Consider the following 22,517-nt stretch of genomic DNA (forward strand, 5'->3'; position numbering starts at 1 on the left):
CACGTCGAGACGACGCCGCCCGGAGTACGTCACGTGGGGAACTCACCGCACCAGTTGCGCTTGATCAGCACGGCCGGGAGGTAATCGGACTCGACCTCGATCGGGATTCCCGCGTCGTGTGCGAGGCAGACCATGGCGAGCGGAGCCAAGGCGACGAGTCCCGCGATACTGACGGCACGGTCCTCCTCACTCCAATACTGCTTGTGCAGTTCGAGTGCATGAGCCAGCGCGCGATTGAAGCCCTCGTGGTCCTTGCGGATGAAGCGGTGGAACATCTCCATGGGCGGATAGACGAGTTTGCTCACGGCTTCCCGGTCGAAGACGGCCTCGGGTTCGGTGCCGTCAACGGCCGAGACCAGCTTGGCGACGAGATCCTGGCTTCCTAGCCAGTAGGTCTGGAGGGCGTCGATCCAGGCGTACTCATGCTCCTCGAACTGTTCACCGTTCTCACGCAACAAGGACAACGGAACGCGGCACAGCGCCGTGATCCTGTCCTTCTCCCGGCACGCCACCGCCAGGTAGAAGGCCGTGAGCCATGCTCCGGGGTGGACGTACCACTGCGGGCCTGTCGCCCACAGAGTGCGGTTCTTGTGCGCGATGCGGCACTGCACGTTCCCTTCGGTCGCCGTCGCGGTGGCGAAGACGGCGGAGCCGACCTGCATCGCGGTCACCCAGGCGTCCCACGTCGGAAAGATCGCCGCCCGCGGATCCATGAGGCAGTGCGCCTGGGCCAGGGTGACAGTCGTACTCAGGGCATCGCCGAGACCGGTCGAATCCTCTTCCAGTCCGTCGAGCAGTTCCTGCGCGTTCTCCTGCAGGACGGCGAGACCCTCGTCCGCGTTCCCCGTGGGCAACGGAGGGCGGGAAATGATGGCAGCCAGCGCGTTCTCCTTGCGAAACGTGTCGTCCTCGGGCGGTGCCCGCCGCTGTCAGCTGTCGTACTCGCCCACCCAGGACCGCGTCAGAAGCGCCCGAGGGATGTACTCGGACTCCACCTCGACGGGCATGTCGGCGTCGGTGAGGGCTGTGAGGCTACGACGTCGGGAACTCGCCGAGCCACGCACGGTTGAGCAACTGGCCGGGCATGTAGGGGGACTCCACGTCGATGGGGAAGCCGGCGTCATGGGCGAGACAGGCGATGGCCAGGGGGCCGAGCGCGAGGTAGCCGTCGACGGAGCGTTCCCGATCCTCGGTCGCGGTCCAGAAATCCCTGTGGAGAACCAGGGCTTCCCGAAGAGCCTGATTGAAGCCTTGGTGGTCCTTGCGCAGGAATTGGTGGAAAAGACCGATCGGTTGGTAGAGGATTTTGTCCAGTACGTCTTGGTCGGCGATACGTGCGACTTCCGGCGACGAACCCTCGATAGCCGATACGAGCTTCTCGCCCAGACCGGGGCGCTCCAGCCAGTAGGTCTGCAAGGCGTCGATCCAGTGAAAGACGAACTCGTCGTATTCGCCGCCTGAAGCACGCAGCAGATCCACCGGGACTTCGCAGAGCCTGGTCATCTGCGACTGTTCGCGGCAGACGATTGCCAGCCAGAATGCGGCTAGCCAGTTTCCCGCGTTGGCGTAGTACTGCGGACCCGTCGCCGGGATGGTCAGCATCCGGTCCGGGAACCGGACCTCGATGCTTCCTTCGGTTCGGCCGGCCGTGGCGAATGCTGCGCACGTCACTTGCATGGCTGTCACCGTGGCTTCCCACGTGCGCAGAGTCGCGGCGTCCGGATCGACCGCGAGGCATGCGTTCAGGTAGGTCATGGCTTCGCTCAACGCGCTGTCGAGCATGCGCGGCGACTGCTCGAGAAGCGCGATTGTCTCGGCGAGCCCCTCGCCCAGGTCCTCCGCGTACCCCTCGTCATCGGGCCCCGGGCCGCCGTGCCGCTCCACCCGTGTGGTCACAGTATTCTCCCGTCAGCCGATGTCGAACTGCTGCTTCTCGTAGCCAGCGTACCGGCCTCCATCGACCTTCCCCTTCACGAGTATGTAGTCCACCTTGCCTTGTGCGAGCGCCGTCTTGAGTTCCCTCGCCAGCACCCGCTCGCTCGGGAACTCTCGCCCCCTGCTTCGCATATGGGCGAGGATGTCCATGAAGTATTCCCTCGTGCCTTGCATGGCTGCGCGCTTGCCGTCGGGTGTGGGAACGTCCCGCTTTCCCAGGCGGGTGTCGACTGTCGACTTCGCTTCGACGACGACGAACCCACCGTCTTCACGGAGCCACAGCTGATCGAACTGATTGTTGCCGTTGGCCGGCCCGTACAGTGGCTGCCTGGTCGAGTTCGGATAGAGCTCGGCGATCACCTGGTGTTCCGCAACGGCTTCACCGAAGGCCTCGGCCGCCTTCGTGCGTTCGTTCATTGCGGCTTTGTATTCGTTCGCCCTGTCGAGCGCCGTCTCCGCGTCGAGCGCGCCGTCAGGCAGGTCCCTGTGGCGCTCGCTGCTCTGGGAGTAATCGATGGCGCTGCGCCTGCGGGCGGCAGCCTCGTCCAATGTCCGAAGCGTGTCAGGATTCAGAACCTCGTGGCGCCCTCGGTTCACTCCTGCGCCGTCCACGTACTTCTCGGGAATGGGCGGGGGAGCGTCTGACGCGGCGGTCTTGACCTTGGTGACGTCATCCACGTGCAGCTGGATCGGTACGTATCCGCTCTCATCGGGAATCTGCGAGTTGAGGCGGCGACCGTCGCGGTAGTAATGCTCCTCGAAGTACCCGGGTTCATGGTTGGCGCGATAGACCTGTATTTCCTTGACCTGCTCGGGCGTCAGCGATCCCCTCGGTCCGTACGGGTTGTCGCCGTCTCCCATGAAACTGGGGCGTTCCGAGCTCGCCGGATGGTCGGTGGCGGGCCCGCCGTCGCCGTTCCTGGCCGCGTCGTCCGCCCCGCCCGTCACGTCGTCCGCGCCCCGGGCCGCGTCGTCCGCACCCGCGCCCAGGTCGTCCGCGCCCCGGCCGAGGTCGTCGACGCCCCCCGGCAGGCCGCCGCCCGGCGTCGGCGGCTCGTGGCGGCCGCCGCCGCCCGTTGCGGGGCCGTCGCCGTGCGTGCCGTTCGTGCCCGGGCCGTCCGTGTGGCCGGCGGTGGAAGGCGTCTCCGGACGGCCCGCACCCGTCCCCGAAGTGCCGTCGGGGCTGCTGTGGCGCCCGTTGTCCAGCTCGTTCGTGGGCAGGTGGTCGCCCACCCGGCCCCCCGGCGTGTGGCCCGCCGCGCCACCCGGAAGGTGGTCGCCCGCCAAGCCTCCGGGGAGGTCCCCTCCGGCGTGGACGGCCGGGGTGGTGGCCGGGTTGTCCGTGGCCCGGCCGACGTCGCCCAGGTTGGTGTCGAGGCTGTTGCCCAGGTTCAGGTGGGTGCCCGCGTCCACCGTGTGCGGGGCCGTGCCCGCCATCGCCGGGACCTTCGCCGGGGAGTCCACCCGCGGCACGTCCGCGCCCGCCGGCCCCGTGCTGTCCGGGCCCGCGGGGCGGTCCACGACGTCCTGCGTACCGGGCTTCTCGACGTCCAGCAGGACCTTGCCCTGCCCGTCCACGATGTTGCCGTTGCCGTCGGCGTACAGGGCCGGATCCCCGCCCTCGGCCTTCACCGGCAACGCGCCCTCGTGCACCACCGGCACGTCGTCGGGCACCTTGAACCCGCCGCCCGGCAGCTCGTGCAGCCCTGCCGGGACCGCCGCACCCTCCGGCAGGTGCACTGTGCCGTCCGGCAGCACCGACGAACCCTTGGGCAGGGTGAGCGCGTTCTCCGGCAGCGTGGGGATGTCGATGGCACCGACTCCGCGCAGGCCCTTGGTGATGTCGCCGATCTTCGACAGGCCCGCCCCGGCGCCCTTGGCGATGTAGGTCATCGGGTCGATGACCCGGCCCGCCTTGCCCGCCACCGACAACGCCTTCGCCACCGCACCGGCCTTGCCCGCACCCGACGCCGCAGCCCCCGCACCACCCGTGAACACCGTCGTCACCACATTGAACGTCACCGCACCCGCGGCGCGGGCGGGGTTCTTGCCCCACTCGTCCCACGCCACCAGCGCCTTGCCCGTCTCCTTCATCGCGGTGCGCGAATCACGGATCCAGGACGGCAACTTGTCGTCGGGCAGCGCCCAGAACGCCGTCGCCACACCCGGGATCGCCGACAGGGCCAGCCCCGTCGCCAGCTGCGCCAGCCCCTTCCAGGCCTGGCCCATTGCCTCCCAGCCGCCGAAGCCGACCAGCGTGCCCAGGCCCTTGATCGTGCCCCAGATGCCGTCCACGATCAGCCCGTCCCACACGAAGGACTTCACCCAGTGGCCGACCTCGTACCAATGGTGCTTCTCCTCCACCGGGTCACCCCAGGGAAGCTTCGCGTTCTTCAAGTCCTCGGCGTTGAAGCCGTACTGGTTCGCCTTGTCGGAGCCGTCCCCGGCCACCATCTGCGCCCCGCCGGGGAACAGTGCGGTGATCTTGTTGTGGCAGGTGCGCTCCGCCGCCCAGAACGCCGCCACCGTCGCGGTGATGTCGTCCCGCAGCTTGTTGTGCTCACCGACCTTGTCCTCGTCGTACTCCCACTCGTCGTCGTCCTTCACCGACGACACGAACGCCGCCGCGTCCGCCTTCAACTGCTTCAGCTTCGCCACCAGCGGACGCACCTCGGTGGCATACGACGACAACGCCCCCGACACCTTCTCCAAGTCGTCCGCGAACGCATCCGCCCGGTCCTTCACCGGCTTCGTCGTCGCGAACAACTGCTCCGCCTCCGGCGCGGTGTAGTACGCCGACAAGCCCTGGAACCGGGAGTGGATGTCCCCACCGGCACCCCGGACAGCACCCGCGTCCTTCTTCAGGGCCGCGTAGTCGGACTCCAGCTGCTCCAGATCACCCGTGAACTGCGGGATCTTCTCCGGCTGGATCACTGCTTCCCCACCCCCGTGTGTCCGTCACCCTCGGCTCGGCAAGTCATCCCAGGCTCTGGCAAGTTGGATCATCTTACAAATGGGAGGGGGCTGTTTCCGGGCTCGTTACGGAATCCCTACAGGGGCGGAGCACTCCGGTGAGAAGGCGTCCCGCCCGCCGCCGGCCGCAACCGCGCCGTCCACCCTCGTCGTCCTCCCCGGCAACACCCGTCACAGCAATCCGGGCAGCGACGACCCTGATCCGGGTTCGATCGAGGCGTGGTGCGCCGGGGCGGGCCGTATCTGAGGGGGAGTCGGATGGAGACGACGGGGCGTACCGAGCCGGTGTCCGGCAACGAGGTGCCGGAGGGGAGGGAGGGCGCCCCCTCCGGGGGCGCACAGGGCGCGCAGTCCGACCCGCAGGTGCCTGCGCGCTCCCGCCGCGCACGCCTGGTCCGCCGAGCGCGGCGCATCGCCCTCGCGCTCGTGCTCGCCCTGCTCCTGCCCGTGCTCGCCGCCGAGACGGCCCTCTACGTCAACCACACCGGTGACCTCGCGCCGGGCACCCGCACCCGCGACCGCGACGCCCTCTGGCTCGGCCACGCCTGGGTCGACGGGCGCAAGAAGGACGCCGACGTCCGGGCCCTGGCCGGCCGCCTCCGCGACACCGGCGTCCGGGACCTGTACGTGCACACCGGGCCGCTGGAGCACGACGGGACGCTGCCGAAGTCCGTGTATCCGAAGGCGCGTTGGTTCATCGACGCCGTGCACCGGGAGCTGCCCGGCGTGCGCGTCCAGGCCTTCCTGGGCGACGTCCTCGCGACGGAGAGTCCGGACGGCATGCGGCTGGGCAAGCCCCGGACGCGGGCGGCGGTCGTCGCGTCCGCCCGGCAGGTCCTGGACGCCGGCTACGAGGGCGTCCACCTCGACCTCGAACCGCTGCACTCCGGAGACCGCGACTACCTCGCCCTCCTCGACGCCCTGCGCAGACAGACCCGTGCGCAGGGCGCCCGGCTCTCCGTCGCCGCGCACCAGATCGATCCGCTGCCCGGCTTCCACACCGTGTGGGGCGGCGTCACCGGCCACCCCAAGTGGTGGTCGCAGCGGTTCTTCGGCCAGGTCGCCCGGCGCGTCGACCAGATCGCCATGATGTCGTACGACACGATGCAGCCGCTGGAGAGCACCTACAGCGGTTACGTGGCCCAGCAGACGTCCCTCGCGCTGGAGGTCACGCCGTCCTCCACGGACCTGCTGATGGGCCTGCCGTTCTTCCACGAGAACCGCTTCGGCCACTGGAACCACGCCGAGACCGTCCCCGCCGCCGTGCGCGGCGTCCGCCTCGGCCTGTCGCGCACGGACGCCGACCGCGCCCGCTTCGGCGTCGCCCTGTACATCGACTTCGCCGCGACCGAGGCGGACTGGCGTGCCTACGAGGAGGGGTGGCTCGGGTGACCGGCCCGTGGCCCGGCGGCGGCGGGCACGGTCACCGGGTGCTCAGCCCGCCGAGGAGCGGCGTCTGATCTTCGAGCCCAGCCAGACCAGCGGGTCGTACTTGCGGTCGATCGCGCGTTCCTTCAGGGGGATGAGCGCGTTGTCCGTGATCTTGATGCCCTCGGGGCAGACCTCCGTGCAGCACTTGGTGATGTTGCAGTAGCCCAGCCCGTGTTCGTCCTGGGCGGTGGCCTTGCGGTCCAGGCCCGTCTGCGCCGCCGCGTCCAGCGGGTGCATGTCCAGCTCCGCGACCCGCATCAGGAAGCGGGGACCGGCGAAGACCTGCTTGTTCTCCTCGTGGTCACGGACGACATGGCAGGTGTCCTGGCACAGGAAGCACTCGATGCACTTGCGGAACTCCTGCGGCCGGTCCACGTCCTCCTGCATCATGCGGTACTCGCCGGGGGCGACCCCGGCCGGCGGCACGAAGGCCGGGACCTCCCTGGCCTTGCGGTAGTTGAAGCCGACGTCCGTGACCAGGTCGCGGATCACCGGGAAGGCCCGCAGCGGCGTGACCGTGATCGTCTCCGCCCGGTCGAAGACCGACATGCGCGTCATGCACATCAGCCGCGGACGGCCGTTGATCTCCGCCGAGCACGAACCGCACTTGCCCGCCTTGCAGTTCCAGCGCACCGCGAGATCGGGCGCCTGGGTGGCCTGGAGGCGGTGGACGATGTCCAGCACCACCTCACCGTCGTTGACCTCGACCTCGAAGTCCTTGAGGCCGCCGCCTGCCGTGTCCCCGCGCCACACCTTGAAGTGGGCCGTGTAGCCGCTCATTCGTACAGCTCCTCTTCGGCGAGGTACTTGACCAGCTCCTCCTTGTCGAACAGGGCGAGCAGGTCGGCACGGACGGGTTCGGTGGTCTCCCGGGCGAGGGTGATCTGGCCCCGGACCGGGTCCGTCGCCGCCAGTCCGCCCGTCGGGTCGGTGAGCGTGCACAGCAGGTTGATCCGCCGCCACTTGCGGTCCATGCCCGGGTGGTCCTCACGGGTGTGGCCGCCGCGCGACTCGGTGCGCTCCAGCGCGGCCCGCGCCACGCACTCGCTGACCAGCAGCATGTTCCTGAGGTCGAGGGCGAGGTGCCAGCCCGGGTTGAACTGCCGGTGCCCCTCGACCCCGGCCCGGCGAGCCCGCACCCGCAGCTCCGCCAGCTTCTCCAGGGCCTGCTTCATCTCCGGCTCACGGCGGATGATGCCGACCATGTCGTTCATGGTCTGCTGCAGTTCCTGGTGCAGGGTGTAGGGGTTCTCCGGCGGGCCGCCCGAGGGTTCCTCGGTCTCCGCCTCGGCCGAGAAGGGCCGCAGGGCCTCGGCCGCGGCGGCCTCGATCAGGGAGTCGTCCACCACCGGCCGCGCCCCCGCGAGCCCCGCCGTGTACGCGGCCGCGTGCCAGCCGGCCCGGCGGCCGAACACCAGCAGGTCGGACAGGGAGTTCCCGCCGAGCCGGTTGGAGCCGTGCATGCCGCCGGCCACCTCACCGGCCGCGAACAGACCCGGCACCCCGCGCGCCGCGGCCGTGTCGGACTCGACCGCGACCCCGCCCATCACGTAGTGGCAGGTGGGGCCGACCTCCATCGCCTCCGCGGTGATGTCGACGTCCGCCAGCTCCTTGAACTGGTGGTACATCGACGGCAGCCGCCGCTTGACGACCTCGGCCGGCATCCGCGTCGACACGTCGAGGAACACGCCCCCGTGCGGTGAGCCGCGGCCCTCCTTCACCTCGGAGTTGATCGCCCGGGCGACCTCGTCACGGGGGAGCAGCTCGGGCGGACGCCGGTTGTGGTCCGGGTCGTCGTACCAGCGGTCGGCCTCCTCCTCGGTCTCGGCGTACTTGTCCTTGAAGACGTCGGGGACGTAGTCGAACATGAACCGCTTGCCGTCGGAGTTGCGCAGCACCCCGCCGTCGCCGCGCACCGACTCGGTGACGAGGATGCCCTTCACCGACGGCGGCCAGACCATGCCCGTCGGGTGGAACTGCACGAACTCCATGTTGAGCAGGGGAGCTCCCGCGAGGAGCGCCAGCGCGTGCCCGTCGCCGGTGTACTCCCACGAGTTGGACGTCACCTTGAAGGACTTGCCGATGCCCCCGGTCGCGATCACCACGGCGGGCGCCTCCAGCACGAAGAAGCGGCCCGACTCGCGCGCGTAGCCGAAGACGCCGGAGACCCGGCCCCCTTCCTTCAGCACGCGCGTGACCGTGCACTCCTGGAAGACCTTCAGCCGGGACTCGTAGTCACCGGTGGCCTCGAAGTCCTCCTGCTGGAGCGCGACGATCTTCTGCTGGAGGGTGCGGATCAGCTCCAGGCCGGTGCGGTCGCCGACGTGCGCGAGGCGCGGGTACTCGTGCCCGCCGAAGTTGCGCTGGGAGATCCGCCCGTCCTTCGTACGGTCGAACAGCGCGCCCCAGGTCTCCAGCTCCCAGACCCGCTGCGGCGCCTCCTGCGCGTGCAGTTCGGCCATGCGCCACTGGTTGAGGAACTTCCCGCCGCGCAGGGTGTCGCGGAAGTGGACCTGCCAGTTGTCGCCGCTGTTGACGTTGCCCATGGCCGCGGCGATGCCGCCCTCGGCCATCACCGTGTGCGCCTTGCCGAACAGCGACTTGCAGATCACGGCCGTACGGGCGCCCCGCTCGCGGGCCTCGATCGCGGCGCGCAGCCCGGCACCGCCGGCGCCCACCACGACGACGTCCCATTCCTGCCGGTCGACCACGGACATCAGTCGGTCCCCATCCCTCTAGAAGAAGCGCGGATCGTCGAAGACGCCGGACGCGACCAGGTAGACGTACAGATCGGCGAGCGCCACGCTCACCAGCGACGCCCAGGCGAGCTGCATGTGCCGGGCGTTGAGCTTCCCGGCCCACTGCCACATCCGGTAGCGCACGGGATGCCGGGAGAAGTGCTTCAGCTTGCCGCCGACGATGTGCCGGCATGAGTGGCAGGAGATCGTGTACGCCCAGATCAGCGCGATGTTGACCAGGAACACCAGCGTGCCCAGGCCCATGTGGCCCCAGGCGTAGGTCTCGTCGCGGAAGGCGAGCACGGTGTCGTAGGTGAGGATGCCGGCGACCAGGAGCGCGGCGTAGAAGAAGTAGCGGTGGACGTTCTGCAGGATCAGCGGGAAGCGGGTCTCACCGGTGTACTTCTTGTGCGGCTCGGCCACCGCGCAGGCCGGCGGGGAGGCCCAGAAGCCCCGGTAGTAGGCCTTGCGGTAGTAGTAGCAGGTCAGCCGGAAGCCGAGCGGGAAGATCAGGATGATGATCGCGGGGGAGATCCCCCACCAGCTCCCGAAGATCTCCCAGTTGGGGCCGGACCGCATCGGCTCGCACCGCTCGGCCAGGCAGGGGGAGTAGAAGGGCGAGACGTAGGGCGCCGCGTAGTAGTCGGCGTCGGCGAAGGCCCGCCAGGTCGAGTACACGATGAAGGCGAGCAGCCCGGCGACCGTGCCGGCCGGGGCCAGCCACCAGCGGTCGGTGCGCAGGTGCGGGGCGGCGATCGCGGCGCGTGTACCCGCCCGCACGCCGCCGCTTCTCGGACGGGGATCGGTGGCGGGAGGTTCCGTACCAGTGGCCACGGGGCGACTCCGGTCGGGTGTCGGGGGAGGTGCCGGTCGCTCGACGCCCTCCCGGTCAGGGGGCGCGCCGGTCCCGGGCGCCGAGCCCCTCGTCGTCGGAGTCGATCCACAGGGAGGGGTCGTAGGGGACGTCCGAGATGGTGACCAGCTCCGGGCGGACGGGCGCGGCCGGTGAGGCGGCGGCCTCACGCAGCAGGGCCACGCTCTCGCGCAGGTGGCCCGCGTCGGCGCGGACGCGGCGCATCTCCAGGCCGCCGGTGCCGAGCTGCTTCTCCAGGCGTCCCAGCGAGCGGAACAGTTCGTCGAGAGTGCGCTGGACTGACGTCAGTTCGTCGTGAACGGACATGACTTGCCCTCACTTCCACGGGTCCTTCGCGGCCCAAGGCGGCAACGTTCATGCGCCTGCGAGTGTTGCGCGTCACACCTTGCGCTGTGAAGGGATGTGCATCGATTGGCCGGGGCGTGCGGGTGCAGTCGGCGGGTGTGTTGCGCCGGACGGGTGATGTGCCGCCCGTGACCGCCGTGTCGCCCTGTGTTGCCGAACCCTTTCCTCTTCAGTGGCGGCATACATCAGACAAGCTCCAAATACCGCCAAATGTGATCGTAACGCCCGCGGCTCCCCGGAGGTAGCACAGATGTCCCAGCACGGCGTCGGCCCACGCGCCCTCGCGCGCTCGGCCGCCTTCCTGACCGCGGGCGTCCTCGCGGTGCCCGCGCTCGCCGGATGCGGTTCCGATGACCCGTCCGGCAAGCCGCTCGCAGGCCAGGACGTCCGGCCCGCCGCCCGCGACCGGATCGCCGACGGCGGCACCCTGCGCTGGGCCGTGGACTCGGTGCCCGACACCCTGAACACCTTCCAGTCCGACGCCGACGGCACCACCGGCCGTGTCGCACAGGCCGTCCTGCCGTCGATGTTCCGCATGAACGCCTCCGGCCGCCCCGAGCGCAACGCGGACTACCTGGAGTCCGCAGAGGTCGTCGACACCGAGCCCAAGCAGGTGGTGCTGTACAAGCTCAACCAGCAGGCCGTCTGGAGCGACGGCCGGGAGATCGGCGCCGCCGACTTCGCCGCCCAGTGGCGCGCGCTGTCCGGCAAGGACACGGCGTACTGGACCGCCCGCAACGCCGGCTACGACCGCATCCAGAAGGTCGAGCGCGGCGACAGCGCCCTGGAGGTCCGGGTCACCTTCAGCCGTCCCTACGCCGACTGGCGCTCGCTGTTCTCCCCGCTGTACCCGAAGGACGTCATGGGCACCCCCGACTCCTTCAACGACGGCGCCCGCAAGAAACTCAAGGTCAGCGCGGGTCCCTTCACCGTGAAGAAGGTCGACCGCGAGGACGACGAGATCACCCTCGCCCGCAACCCGCGCTGGTGGGGCGAGCCCGCCAAGCTGTCCGGGATCGTGCTGCGCTCCGTGCCCCGCGACAAGCGGGCCGCCGAGCTGGCCGCCGGAGACCTCGACCTGGCCGAGATCGACCCCACCGCGGCCCGCCGCATCACCGTCGCCGCCCGCCCGCACGGCTCCAGCAGCCCGATGATGGGCCCGGGCGCCGACCGCTCCGCCGCGGACGCCCTGGAGTCCTGGGCCGTCGCCAACGGCTCCGACGAGGACGCCGCCGACGAGGAGACCGTCGCCCGCGCGAAGCTGCGCAAGGCCGCCGCCAAGTACGCCCGGCAGCAGCAGGCCCTGAGCGGCTTCGAGGTGCGCAAGTCCCTGGAGCCTGCCTTCACCCAGCTCGCCCTGAACGGCGCCGAGGGGCCCCTCGCCGACGAGCGCGTCCGCCGGGCCGTCGCCCGCGCGCTGGACCGCAGGGAACTGGCCGAGACCGTCCTCAAGCCGCTCGGCCTGCCCGCCGTCCCGGTCGGCAGCCACCTGGCCCTGTCCGGGCAGGCCGCCTACGCGGACAGCAGCGGCGCCCTCGGCGGCCAGGACACCAAGGAGGCCCAGGCCCTGCTCGCCGACGCCGGATGGGTGCGCGGCGGCCCGGTCGAGCAGGAGAAGAAGAAGGAGAAGGACAAGGAGAAGGCGGCGGGCGCCGAGGGCGAGAAGTCCGACTCCAAGGACACGTCCGACGACGACGGCACCTACATCGTCGGGCAGGACGACAAGGCCCCGCGCGGGCTCGACCCCGCCGGCCACCAGCAGGCCCACCAGGGCGGCGCGCCCGGCGCGTACGCCCCGAAGGGCAGTGCCGCTCCGGCCAACCAGGAGGCCGCCCGGCTCGCCAAGAACGGCAAGGCGCTCACCCTGCGCTTCGTGCTCCCCTCCGGGCCCGGCTCCCAGACGCTGCGCACGGTCGCCGAGCGCATCTCCGGCATGCTGGAGCGCGTCGGCATCGGCACGGAGATCTCCAAGGTCTCCGACGAGTCCTACTTCAAGGACCACATCGCCTCCGGCCAGTACGACCTCGCCCTGTGGTCCTGGCCCGCCAGCGCCTACCCGGCCACCGACGCCCGGCCCGTCTACGCCAAGCCCGTGCCGGCCGCCGACGGCTCGCTGAACGTCGAGCAGAACTACACCCGGGTCGGCACCGACCAGGTCGACCAGCTCTTCGACCAGGCCGCCGCCACCCTGGACGAGGGCGAGTCCCGCTCCCTGATCCGCAAGGCCGACTCCCGCATCTGGGCGGCGGCCGGCTCCATCCCCCTCTTCCAGCGCCCGCAGCTCGTCGCGGCCCGCAAGAACCTGGTCAACACGGGCGCCTTCGGCCTCGGCACGCCGGTGTACGAGGACATGGGCTTCCTGAAGAAGGGCGCGAAGCCCGCGTCGGGCGCCTCGGCGAAGGGCTCGACGGCGCCGTAGCTCTGGGAACGCTCAAACGCCTTGCCGTCGCGCGCCCGGCGTCCCCACCATGAGGCAAGCAGTGATCATGGTGCGGACGCCGGGCGCGTCCGTGCACGGGGGACGGGAGCCCGCGCATGCGCGGCACGGCACGACACACCTGCCTGACGGCGCTGGTCGTCGGCCTGCTGGTGACGGGGGCGGCGGGATGCGCGCCGGGCCGGGCGGGCGACCGGGACCGCACGGCCGGTACCTGCGCGGACGGCACGTACACCTGGTCCGGTCTGCGCAGGGAGCAGCGGCTGACCGCGCTGTCCGACCCGATCAGGTTCACGAAGGAACCTGACACCTACTCCGCCCGCCTGGAGGCCGTCGGCGACACGATCTACCGGCCGTCGGTGACTGGTACGCCCCGGGGCACGGACGCGGCCGCGGTGATCAAGGCCCTCGGTGGACATCTGAAGGCCGTGAGACCCCTGGCGGGGCCGTCCGAGACGGAGCGGCCGGCGTGGGACCACTTCTTCGAGTACGAGGCGGGCCTCGGCAGGGGCGCCTACTACGCGTACGCCGCGATCGACCTGGTCGACGCGGACTTCGCCTACGGCTGCGGGGACGGCGAGCCCGTCCACGGGCATGTACGGACCTGGGAAGGGGTGGGCGGGGGCTTTCTGCCCTGCTTCGAGGAGCCCACGGAAGGGGCGGCCGGCCGCATCGCCGCCGAGCGCTCCTGCCCCGCCGGATCCGAGGCCGTCGACGGTGCCTGACCTGCGTCGAAACGGCCCGGGTCACCTCCGAGGGCGCGGACCCGTACCATGGGGTGAGGCCGTGGCATGTTGAGCCCGGCAGGGTCCGCGTAACACAGACGTACGCGACGGCCCCTTCCTCACACTCCGGGAGATCGCCGCTTTATGGCCACGCGCCACGACATCCGCAACGTCGCCATCGTCGCCCACGTCGACCACGGCAAGACCACCATCGTCGACGGCATGCTGAAGCAGGCCGGTGCCTTCGCCGCCCACCAGCTCGACTCGGTCGACGACCGCATGATGGACTCGAACGACCTGGAGCGTGAGAAGGGCATCACGATCCTCGCCAAGAACACGGCGGTGAAGTATCACCCCAAGGACGGCGGGGAGCCCATCACCATCAACATCATCGACACCCCCGGCCACGCCGACTTCGGCGGCGAGGTCGAGCGCGGCCTGTCGATGGTCGACGGCGTCGTCCTGCTCGTGGACGCCTCCGAGGGCCCGCTGCCCCAGACCCGCTTCGTGCTGCGCAAGGCGCTCCAGCAGCGCCTGCCCGTCATCCTGTGCATCAACAAGACGGACCGCCCGGACTCCCGGATCGACGAGGTCGTCAACGAGACCTACGACCTCTTCCTCGACCTGGACGCCGACGAGGAGCAGATCGAGTTCCCGATCGTCTACGCCTGCGGCCGCGACGGCATCGCCTCGCTGACCAAGCCGGACAACGGCACGGTCCCGTCCGACTCCACGAGCCTGGAGCCGTTCTTCTCCACCATCCTGGAGCACATCCCGGCCCCGACCTACGACGAGGACGCCCCCCTCCAGGCCCACGTCACCAACCTGGACGCCGACAACTTCCTCGGCCGTATCGCGCTGCTGCGCGTGGAGCAGGGCGAGCTGCGCAAGGGCCAGACGGTCGCGTGGATGAAGCGCGACGGGTCCGTCAGCAACGTGCGCATCTCCGAGCTGATGATGACCGAGGCGCTCACCCGCAAGCCCGCCGAGAAGGCCGGCCCCGGTGACATCTGCGCCGTCGCCGGTATCCCGGACATCATGATCGGCGAGACCCTGGCCGACCCGGAGAACCCGGTCGCGCTCCCGCTGATCACGGTCGACGAGCCCGCGATCTCCATGGTCATCGGCACCAACACCTCCCCGCTGGTCGGCCGCGGCGCCACCGGCAAGGGCGCCGACAACAAGGCGGCCGTCAAGGACCGCAAGGTCACCGCCCGCCAGGTCAAGGACCGCCTCGACCGCGAGCTGATCGGTAACGTCAGCCTCCGGGTGCTGGACACCGAGCGGCCGGACGCCTGGGAGGTGCAGGGCCGCGGTGAGCTGGCGCTGGCCATCCTGGTCGAGACGATGCGCCGGGAAGGCTTCGAGCTGACCATCGGCAAGCCGCAGGTCGTCACCAAGGAGGTCGACGGCAAGACGTACGAGCCGGTCGAGCGCATGACGATCGACGTGCCCGAGGAGCACATGGGCGCGGTCACGCAGCTCATGGGCGTCCGCAAGGGCCGCATGGACAACATGTCCAACCACGGCTCCGGCTGGGTCCGCATGGAGTTCGTGGTGCCCTCCCGCGGTCTCATCGGCTTCCGTACCGAGTTCCTGACCCAGACGCGCGGCACGGGCATCGGGCACTCCATCCACGAGGGCTTCGAGCCCTGGTTCGGCACGCTCCAGACCCGTAACAACGGCTCCCTGGTCGCCGACCGCTCCGGCGCCGTCACCGCCTTCGCGATGACCAACCTGCAGGAGCGCGGCGTGCTGTTCGTCGAGCCGGGCACCGAGGTGTACGAGGGCATGATCGTCGGCGAGAACTCCCGTGCCGACGACATGGACGTCAACATCACCAAGGAGAAGAAGCTCACGAACATGCGGTCCTCGACCGCCGACGTGACCGAGTCGATCGTCCCGCCCCGCAAGCTGTCGCTGGAGCAGTCCCTGGAGTTCTGCCGGGACGACGAGTGCGTCGAGGTCACCCCGGAGGCCGTGCGCATCCGCAAGGTGAACCTGGACGCCCGTGAGCGCGCCCGCGCCGCGAGCCGCGCCAAGCACGGCTGACGCCCTCCTACGCAGCGCACAGCACCGGGCACCCCGCACGTCGCGGGGCACCCGGTGCTGTGCTGTTGAAAGGGCTCGAAAAGGGGGAGCGACGCGGAGGAAAAGGGTAGGGAAAACCCTTGACCTGCCCGCCACGGCCGCCGCGGGCGGCCCGCCGCCACTACCCTGCTGCGGAAGTGGCGCGCCTGACGATTCCGGCGTTGCGCAACCTCCGTGCCGCACATGCTCGTTGAGCGTGAGGCCGGCTCCGCTGGAACCCTGCACGGGGTCCGCGACGACCGCAAGCGGTTTTTCTCCCTCTCGCGTCCGGAATGCGGACAGCCGCCACCGATAGATGTGTAACAAGTCCGTTTCGCAGGGATCTTTCACCAAACCCTTTGTCCGGATTTTGGAAGATGTAGGTGTGAGCTGTGATCGAACCGAGACCTCGAGAGTGTGGTTCGGTCCTGGCGTTTGGCAGATAGTTAGGCGCGTAGAGCTCGGATGAACGGGTCAATCGCCGGCAGCGGCGCCGACTCACGAGCGCGGGGGCACCTGACGATTTCCGGCACCGGCGACGGGCGGTGGCGGTGGTCTGTCTGTGCTCCCTTTGCGGTGAACCAATGACTTCTTAGGAGGAACCCATGCGCGGTGCCAGGAGCGCCAAGTGGGTCGCGGGGGCGATAGTGGTCGCCCTGGCCGCCACCGCCTGCGGCGGCGACGGTGATGGTGAGAGCAAGAGCAAGGGTTCCGGACCTGCCGGTTATGTCTCGGTCGACGTCGGCGAGCCGCAGAAGCCGCTGATCCCGGCCGACACGAACGAGAGCAACGGCTCGTACGTCATCCAGGCCCTCTTCACCCAGCTGCTGGACTTCGACGCCAAGGGCGACATCGTCTACACGAACGCCGAGTCGGTCACCAGCGACGACTCGAAGACGTGGACGGTCAAGCTCAAGAAGGGCTGGAAGTTCCACAACGGCGAAGAAGTCACCTCCAAGTCGTACATCGACGCTTGGAACTGGTACGCCAACATCAAGAACAACCAGCAGAACTCCTTCTGGTTCCAGGACATCAAGGGCTACGACGATGTCCACCCGGAGAAGGGTGACCCGAAGGCCGAGACCATGTCCGGTCTGAAGGCCGTGGACGACCACACCTTCACCATCGAGCTGAAGTACACGATGCCGTACTTCAACTACAAGCTCGGCTACACCACCTGGGCCCCGCTGCCCAAGGTCTTCTACGACGACCCGAAGGCCTTCGGTCAGAAGCCGGTCGGCAACGGTCCCTACACGTTCGAGAAGTGGGACCACAAGAAGCTCATCCAGGTCAAGGCCTGGGACGACTACCAGGGCCCGAACAAGGCCAAGAACAAGGGCGTCCAGTTCAAGGCGTACACGACCCTCGAGGCCGCGTACAAGGACGTCGTCTCCGGCAACCTGGACATGATCCGCCAGGTCGGCCCGACGGACCTGCCGAAGTACAAGCAGGACCTGGGCGACGGCGCCATCGAGCAGCCGTACGCGGCCATCCAGACGCTGACCCCGGCGTTCTACTCCAAGACCTTCAAGGACATCGACCCGAAGGTCCTGCAGGGTCTGTCGATGGCGATCGACCGCGACACGATCACCAAGACGGTTCTGAACAACACCCGCACGCCGGCCAAGGGCTTCACCCCGCCCGGTGTCAAGGGCTACCAGAACCTGGACACGGACGTGTTCACGTACAACCCGGCGAAGGCCAAGCAGCTCATCAAGGAGGGTGGCGGCGTCCCGGGCAACAAGTTCACCATCCAGTACAACACCGACGGTGGGCACAAGGAGTGGGTGACCGCGGTCTGCGAGTCCATCCGCAAGGCCACCGGTGTCGACTGCACGGGTGACCCGAAGCCCGACTTCGCCACGGACCTCGAGGCCCGTGACAACGACCAGGTGAAGGGCATGTACCGCGGTGGCTGGGTCGCCGACTACCCGGTCAACGCCAACTTCATGAAGGAGCTGTACCACACCACCGCCGAGGCCAACAACGGTCGCTTCTCCAACAAGGAGATCGACTCGCTGATGAACAAGGCGGACAACGCCAAGTCCCTCGAGGCGTCGGTGAAGGCCTTCCAGGAGGTCGAGAAGAAGCTGGTCGAGCACATGCCGGCCATCCCGCTCTGGTACTACCGCATCAACGGCGGCCACGGTAAGAACGTCGACAACGTCAACGTCGACTTCCACGGTGACCTCGAAGTGTGGGCCGTCACCACCAAGTAAGAGGAGTCCTGCGGGCTCTTCCCACTCGGCCGTAAGCCCGCCGCCACCTCTGTGGCGGCGGGAGGCGCGGGGGGCCGTCTCGTCACCAGGAGACGGCCCCCGCACCTGCGTTAACCCCTCACGGAGGCACCTATGGGGCGCTATGTCGCACGACGACTGCTCCAGATGATCCCGGTCTTCATCGGGTCAACCCTGCTCATCTTCTGCATGATGTACGCCCTGCCCGGCGATCCCGTCCGGGCCATGATGGGCGACCAGGCGTACGACCCGACGGTGGTCGCGAGCATCAAGAAGGAACTCGGCCTCGACCAGCCGCTCCTTCAGCAGTACGTCAACTACATGACGGGCCTGTTCCAGGGCGACTTCGGTACGCAGATCGCCAGTCAGCGGCCCATCGCCGACATCATCGCCGACGCGTTCCCGGTGACGATCAGACTCACGATCTTCGCGTTCACCTTCGTCACGCTCGTGGGCATCGGCCTGGGTGTCGTCGCCGGTCTGCGCCCCGACACGCTGCGCGACCGCGGTCTGCTGACGCTGACGCTGGTCCTCGTGTCGATGCCGTCCTTCGTGCTGGGCTTCCTGCTGCAGTACCTGTTCGCTTTCAAGTGGGCGATCACCACCCCCACGGTGACCGACTCGACGGACTGGGCGCAGCTCGCGCTCCCGGCCACCGTGCTGGCATCGCTCTCCCTCGCCTACGTCGCCCGGCTGACCCGCACGTCGATCGCGGAGAACCTGCGCTCGGACTACATGCGCACCGCCGTGGCCAAGGGCCTGCCGCGCCGCCGCGTCATCGGCGTCCACCTGATGCGCAACTCGCTGATCCCCGTGGTCACCTTCCTCGGTATCGAGGTCGGAAACCTGATGACCGGTGCCATCGTGACCGAGGGCATCTTCAACGTGCGGGGCATCGGCCTCGAAATCTACGAGGCGCTCACCCGGCGTGAAGGCGCCACGGTCGTGGGCATCGCCTCGCTGATGGTGGTCATCTACCTCGCCGCCAGCTTGATCGTCGACCTGCTGTACGCGGTCCTGGACCCGAGGATCCGGTATGCCTGACAAGACCGTCGAAAAGAAGGTCGAAGCCCTTCCCGGCGACACCGTGAGCACCGCGGGCGTCGTGGTGGCGGAGGCCGGCCCGGCCCCCGACAAGCCGCGCAGCCTGTGGTCCGACGCCTGGCACGACCTGCGGCGCAACCCGCTGTTCCTGGTCTCGGCCGCGCTGATCGTCTTCCTGCTGGTGATGTCGCTGTGGCCGGGGCTGTTCACCAGCGCCTCCCCGCGCGACGCCGACCTGGCCAAGCACTACCTCGGCAAGCCGAACTGGGGCCACTTCTTCGCCCCGGACTGGCTGGGCTACGACGTGCAGGGCCGGTCGATCTACGCGCGCGTCGTCTACGGTGCCCGCGCCTCGATCACCGTGGGTGTGGGCGTCACCGTCGCCGTCACCGTCCTCGGCACGATCATCGGCATGATCGCCGGCTACTTCGGCGGCTGGACCGACACCCTGCTGTCGCGGGTCACCGACATCTTCCTCGGCATCCCGTTCCTGCTCGGCGCGCTGGTGGTGCTCAACTCCTTCGAGAACCGCACCGTCTGGGTCGTCATCATGGCGCTGGCCTTCCTCGGCTGGACCCAGATCGCCCGAGTCGCCCGCGGTGCCGTGATCACCATCAAGCAGGCCGACTACGTCGTGGCCGCCAAGGCACTCGGCGCCTCGACCTCGCGGATCCTGTTCCGGCACATCCTGCCCAACGCGCTCGCGCCCATCATCGTCGTCGCGACCATCGCGCTCGGCGGTTACATCGCGGCCGAGGCCACCCTGTCCTTCCTGGGCGTGGGTCTCGGAGACACGGCCGTATCCTGGGGCGGCGACGTGGCGCGAGGACGTGAACAGCTCCGTATCGCCCCGCACACCCTGATCATCCCGTCGGTGATGGTGTCGATCACGGTGCTGTCGTTCCTGATGTTCGGCGATGCGGTACGCAACGCCCTCGACCCCAAGCTGCGCTGAGGGAGGCGTACGTGACCATCATCGATGAAGTGGCCGAAAGTCCCGCACCGGACGGCTCGGAGGGCACGGGCCGCCCGCTGCTCGAAGTGCGCGACCTGCACGTGGAGTTCCACACCCGTGACGGTGTCGCCAAGGCCGTCAACGGCGTCAACTACTCGGTGTCCGCGGGCGAGACGCTCGCCGTGCTCGGCGAGTCCGGCTCCGGCAAGTCCGTCACCGCCCAGGCCATCATGGGCATCCTCGACATGCCGCCCGGCCGCATCCCCAAGGGCGAGATCCTCTTCCGCGGCCAGGACATGCTGAAGATGTCCGCCGAGGAGCGCCGCAAGATCCGCGGTCAGCGCATCGCCATGATCTTCCAGGACGCGCTGTCCTCGCTGAACCCGGTGCTGAGCGTCGGTTACCAGCTCGCGGAGATGTTCCGCGTCCACCAGGGCATGTCCAAGAAGGACGCCAAGGCGAAGGCCATCGAGCTGATGGACCGGGTGAAGATCCCGGCCGCCGCGGCCCGGGTGAACGACTACCCGCACCAGTTCTCGGGCGGTATGCGCCAGCGCATCATGATCGCGATGGCGCTCGCCCTGGAGCCGGACCTGATCATCGCCGACGAGCCCACCACGGCCCTCGACGTGACGGTCCAGGCCCAGGTCATGGACCTGCTCGCGGACCTTCAGCGCGAGTACAACATGGGTCTGATCCTGATCACCCACGACCTCGGCGTGGTCGCCGACGTCGCCGACAAGATCGCCGTGATGTACGCGGGCCGCATCGTCGAGCGCGCCCCGGTCCACGAGCTGTACAAGCGGCCGGCGCACCCGTACACCAAGGGTCTGCTGGACTCGATCCCGCGCCTGGACCAGAAGGGCCAGGACCTGTACGCGATCAAGGGCCTGCCGCCCAACCTGACGCGTATTCCGTCCGGTTGCGCCTTCAACCCGCGCTGCCCCAAGGCGCAGGACATCTGCCGCACGGACATCCCGCCGCTGTACCCCGTCACCGAGCGGGACGGTGGCGAGCTGGTCGGCCGCGGCAGCGCGTGCCACTTCTGGAAGGAGACGATCCATGGCTGAGCTCGGCAAGACCGACGGGCCGCAGGACGCCACGCCGAACGTCTCCGAGGTCGACGTCGTCGACGCCTCCTCCGAGACGGAGGCGGTCGCCGCGATCGAGGCGCCGGTGGAGCGCGGTGAGCCGATCCTGCAGGTGCGCAACCTGGTGAAGCACTTCCCGCTCACCCAGGGCATCCTGTTCAAGAAGCAGGTCGGCGCGGTCAAGGCGGTCGACGGCATCTCGTTCGACCTGTACCAGGGCGAGACGCTCGGCATCGTGGGCGAGTCCGGCTGTGGCAAGTCCACGGTCGCCAAGCTGCTGATGATGCTGGAGAAGGCCACCGCGGGTGAGATCTTCTACAAGGGCCAGGACATCACCAAGCTGTCCGGGCGTGCGCTGAAGGCGGTCCGCCGGAACATCCAGATGGTGTTCCAGGACCCCTACACCTCGCTCAACCCCCGTATGACGGTGGGCGACATCATCGGCGAGACCTTCGAGATCCACCCCGAGGTGGCGCCGAAGGGCGACCGCCGGCGCAAGGTCCAGGAGCTCCTGGACGTGGTGGGCCTCAACCCCGAGTACATCAACCGCTACCCGCACCAGTTCTCGGGCGGTCAGCGCCAGCGCATCGGCATCGCCCGCGGCCTCGCGCTCAACCCCGAGATCATCATCTGCGACGAGCCGGTCTCCGCGCTGGACGTGTCCGTCCAGGCGCAGGTCGTCAACCTGATGGAGAAGCTGCAGGACGAGTTCAACCTCTCCTACCTCTTCATCGCGCACGACCTGTCGATCGTCCGGCACATCTCGGACCGGGTCGGGGTCATGTACCTCGGCAAGATGGCCGAGATCGGCACCGACGAGCAGATCTACGACCACCCGACGCACCCCTACACCCAGGCGCTGCTGTCGGCGGTCCCGGTGCCCGACCCGGACGCCCGCGAGGGCCGCGAGCGGATCATCCTGACCGGCGACGTGCCCTCCCCGGCCAACCCGCCCTCCGGCTGCCGCTTCCGCACCCGCTGCTGGAAGGCGCAGGACAAGTGCGCCGAGGAAGTGCCCCTGCTGGCGATCCCCGCGCGCTTCGAGGGCGCGGACTCCCCGGCGGCGCACGAGTCGGCCTGCCACTTCGCCGAGGAGAAGGACGTCGTCCACGCGGCCTGACGCCCCTTCCCTCCCGGTTCCCGGCCCCCCTGAACGGGGTGCCGGGAACCGGCGTTCCAGGAGACCGCAGAAGTGCTGCATCACATCGAACTGTGGGTTCCCGACCTGCCCCGTGCCCTCCGGTCCTGGGGCTGGCTGCTGAGCCGGCTCGGCTGGAGGCCGTACCAGTCCTGGGAGCACGGCCGCAGCTGGCGCCAGGACGGGATGTACCTCGTGGTGGAGCAGTCGCCCGCGATGCACGCCGGTCCGCACGACCGCCTGCGGCCGGGTCTGAACCACCTCGCGTTCCACGCCGGTCCCGCCGCTCGCGTGGACGCGCTAACCGCCGAGGCGCCGGAACACGGCTGGACGCCCCTCTTCCGGGACCGCTACCCGCACGCCGGTGGCCCGGGGCACTACGCGGCCTACCTCGCGGACGAGGACGGCTTCGAGGTGGAACTCGTCGCGTCCGGGCCCAAGGGCGCTCCAGACGGCCCCGAACTCCCTTAACACACAGGCAACTCGGCCGACCCAAGTCCGATATACGGACGCGTCAGGGTGGG

17 protein-coding genes are annotated in these 22,517 nt (G+C 69.1%); 10 read left to right on the top strand and 7 right to left on the bottom strand.

Annotated elements, in window-relative coordinates:
* Nucleotides 1–29 precede the first annotated feature (29 nt).
* From ACZ4M5_RS10305 to ACZ4M5_RS10315, 3 genes are all read right to left on the bottom strand, one after another.
* Nucleotides 30–854 carry an immunity 49 family protein gene (locus tag ACZ4M5_RS10305; RefSeq protein ID WP_467735008.1) on the bottom strand — a complete coding sequence of 275 codons (825 nt, stop codon included), beginning with the start codon at nucleotides 852–854 and terminating at the stop codon, nucleotides 30–32.
* 178 nt (nucleotides 855–1,032) lie between these two features.
* Nucleotides 1,033–1,896 (bottom strand): immunity 49 family protein, encoded by an 864-nt coding sequence (locus ACZ4M5_RS10310; RefSeq protein ID WP_467735010.1) that lies wholly within the window; start codon nucleotides 1,894–1,896, stop codon nucleotides 1,033–1,035.
* A gap of 12 nt (nucleotides 1,897–1,908) precedes the next feature.
* Nucleotides 1,909–4,869 carry a hypothetical protein gene (locus tag ACZ4M5_RS10315; RefSeq protein ID WP_467735012.1) on the bottom strand — a complete coding sequence of 987 codons (2,961 nt, stop codon included), beginning with the start codon at nucleotides 4,867–4,869 and terminating at the stop codon, nucleotides 1,909–1,911.
* A 297-nt stretch (nucleotides 4,870–5,166) separates the two neighbouring features.
* On the opposite strand from ACZ4M5_RS10315, the gene ACZ4M5_RS10320 reads away from it, so the two are divergent.
* Complete coding sequence (locus tag ACZ4M5_RS10320) at nucleotides 5,167–6,300, top strand: glycoside hydrolase family 18 protein (RefSeq protein WP_467735014.1); 1,134 nt, start codon at nucleotides 5,167–5,169, stop codon at nucleotides 6,298–6,300.
* A gap of 42 nt (nucleotides 6,301–6,342) precedes the next feature.
* Here ACZ4M5_RS10320 and ACZ4M5_RS10325 read toward each other — a convergent pair whose 3' ends face one another.
* From ACZ4M5_RS10325 to ACZ4M5_RS10340, 4 genes are read right to left on the bottom strand one after another with little or no spacing between them, the layout of a single operon-like run.
* Nucleotides 6,343–7,119, bottom strand: a complete 777-nt coding sequence (locus tag ACZ4M5_RS10325) for a succinate dehydrogenase/fumarate reductase iron-sulfur subunit (protein WP_467735016.1) — start codon at nucleotides 7,117–7,119, stop codon at nucleotides 6,343–6,345.
* Nucleotides 7,116–9,056, bottom strand: coding sequence for a fumarate reductase/succinate dehydrogenase flavoprotein subunit (locus ACZ4M5_RS10330; protein WP_467735018.1), 1,941 nt, complete (start codon nucleotides 9,054–9,056; stop codon nucleotides 7,116–7,118). Before ACZ4M5_RS10330 ends, ACZ4M5_RS10325 begins: the two co-directional genes overlap by 4 nt.
* An 18-nt stretch (nucleotides 9,057–9,074) precedes the next feature.
* On the bottom strand, nucleotides 9,075–9,911 hold the full coding sequence (locus ACZ4M5_RS10335) for a hypothetical protein (protein ID WP_467735020.1): 837 nt from the start codon (nucleotides 9,909–9,911) through the stop codon (nucleotides 9,075–9,077).
* 55 nt (nucleotides 9,912–9,966) lie between these two features.
* On the bottom strand, nucleotides 9,967–10,257 hold the full coding sequence (locus ACZ4M5_RS10340) for a hypothetical protein (protein ID WP_467735022.1): 291 nt from the start codon (nucleotides 10,255–10,257) through the stop codon (nucleotides 9,967–9,969).
* A 289-nt stretch (nucleotides 10,258–10,546) separates the two neighbouring features.
* Here ACZ4M5_RS10340 and ACZ4M5_RS10345 point away from each other — a divergent pair, with 289 nt between their 5' ends.
* The 9 genes from ACZ4M5_RS10345 to ACZ4M5_RS10385 all read left to right on the top strand — a co-directional run bounded on the left by ACZ4M5_RS10345 (nucleotide 10,547) and on the right by ACZ4M5_RS10385 (nucleotide 22,464).
* Complete coding sequence (locus ACZ4M5_RS10345; RefSeq protein WP_467735024.1) at nucleotides 10,547–12,715, top strand: ABC transporter family substrate-binding protein; 2,169 nt, start codon at nucleotides 10,547–10,549, stop codon at nucleotides 12,713–12,715.
* A 116-nt stretch (nucleotides 12,716–12,831) separates the two neighbouring features.
* A complete protein-coding gene (locus tag ACZ4M5_RS10350) occupies nucleotides 12,832–13,458 on the top strand; it encodes a hypothetical protein (RefSeq protein WP_467735026.1) in 627 nt (208 codons plus the stop codon).
* A 144-nt stretch (nucleotides 13,459–13,602) separates the two neighbouring features.
* A complete protein-coding gene (gene typA, locus ACZ4M5_RS10355) occupies nucleotides 13,603–15,510 on the top strand; it encodes a translational GTPase TypA (protein WP_376334675.1) in 1,908 nt (635 codons plus the stop codon).
* A gap of 623 nt (nucleotides 15,511–16,133) precedes the next feature.
* Nucleotides 16,134–17,747: a peptide ABC transporter substrate-binding protein gene (locus ACZ4M5_RS10360; RefSeq protein WP_467735029.1), complete on the top strand. Its 1,614-nt coding sequence runs from the start codon at nucleotides 16,134–16,136 to the stop codon at nucleotides 17,745–17,747.
* A 132-nt stretch (nucleotides 17,748–17,879) separates the two neighbouring features.
* Nucleotides 17,880–18,809 (top strand): ABC transporter permease, encoded by a 930-nt coding sequence (locus tag ACZ4M5_RS10365; protein ID WP_467735031.1) that lies wholly within the window; start codon nucleotides 17,880–17,882, stop codon nucleotides 18,807–18,809.
* Nucleotides 18,802–19,764 carry an ABC transporter permease gene (locus ACZ4M5_RS10370; RefSeq protein WP_467735033.1) on the top strand — a complete coding sequence of 321 codons (963 nt, stop codon included), beginning with the start codon at nucleotides 18,802–18,804 and terminating at the stop codon, nucleotides 19,762–19,764. The genes ACZ4M5_RS10365 and ACZ4M5_RS10370 overlap by 8 nt, the downstream gene beginning before the upstream one ends.
* 11 nt (nucleotides 19,765–19,775) lie before the next feature.
* Nucleotides 19,776–20,834 (top strand): ABC transporter ATP-binding protein, encoded by a 1,059-nt coding sequence (locus ACZ4M5_RS10375; RefSeq protein WP_467735035.1) that lies wholly within the window; start codon nucleotides 19,776–19,778, stop codon nucleotides 20,832–20,834.
* Nucleotides 20,827–21,975 carry an ABC transporter ATP-binding protein gene (locus ACZ4M5_RS10380; protein WP_467735037.1) on the top strand — a complete coding sequence of 383 codons (1,149 nt, stop codon included), beginning with the start codon at nucleotides 20,827–20,829 and terminating at the stop codon, nucleotides 21,973–21,975. Before ACZ4M5_RS10375 ends, ACZ4M5_RS10380 begins: the two co-directional genes overlap by 8 nt.
* A 72-nt stretch (nucleotides 21,976–22,047) precedes the next feature.
* Nucleotides 22,048–22,464, top strand: a complete 417-nt coding sequence (locus ACZ4M5_RS10385; RefSeq protein WP_467735039.1) for a VOC family protein — start codon at nucleotides 22,048–22,050, stop codon at nucleotides 22,462–22,464.
* Nucleotides 22,465–22,517 lie beyond the last annotated feature (53 nt).

Source organism: Streptomyces sp. NPDC026246, from assembly GCF_055567995.1.

Excerpts from the sequence above, each read along its gene's own strand:
- ACZ4M5_RS10365 (WP_467735031.1), top strand. The coding sequence starts at position 17,880 with ATGGGGCGCTATGTCGCACGACGACTGCTCCAGATGATCCCGGTCTTC.
- typA (WP_376334675.1), top strand. The coding sequence starts at position 13,603 with ATGGCCACGCGCCACGACATCCGCAACGTCGCCATCGTCGCCCACGTC.
- ACZ4M5_RS10320 (WP_467735014.1), top strand. The coding sequence starts at position 5,167 with ATGGAGACGACGGGGCGTACCGAGCCGGTGTCCGGCAACGAGGTGCCG.
- ACZ4M5_RS10350 (WP_467735026.1), top strand. The coding sequence starts at position 12,832 with ATGCGCGGCACGGCACGACACACCTGCCTGACGGCGCTGGTCGTCGGC.
- ACZ4M5_RS10360 (WP_467735029.1), top strand. The coding sequence starts at position 16,134 with ATGCGCGGTGCCAGGAGCGCCAAGTGGGTCGCGGGGGCGATAGTGGTC.
- ACZ4M5_RS10325 (WP_467735016.1), bottom strand. The coding sequence starts at position 7,119 with ATGAGCGGCTACACGGCCCACTTCAAGGTGTGGCGCGGGGACACGGCA.
- ACZ4M5_RS10345 (WP_467735024.1), top strand. The coding sequence starts at position 10,547 with ATGTCCCAGCACGGCGTCGGCCCACGCGCCCTCGCGCGCTCGGCCGCC.
- ACZ4M5_RS10380 (WP_467735037.1), top strand. The coding sequence starts at position 20,827 with ATGGCTGAGCTCGGCAAGACCGACGGGCCGCAGGACGCCACGCCGAAC.
- ACZ4M5_RS10330 (WP_467735018.1), bottom strand. The coding sequence starts at position 9,056 with ATGTCCGTGGTCGACCGGCAGGAATGGGACGTCGTCGTGGTGGGCGCC.
- ACZ4M5_RS10340 (WP_467735022.1), bottom strand. The coding sequence starts at position 10,257 with ATGTCCGTTCACGACGAACTGACGTCAGTCCAGCGCACTCTCGACGAA.
- ACZ4M5_RS10370 (WP_467735033.1), top strand. The coding sequence starts at position 18,802 with ATGCCTGACAAGACCGTCGAAAAGAAGGTCGAAGCCCTTCCCGGCGAC.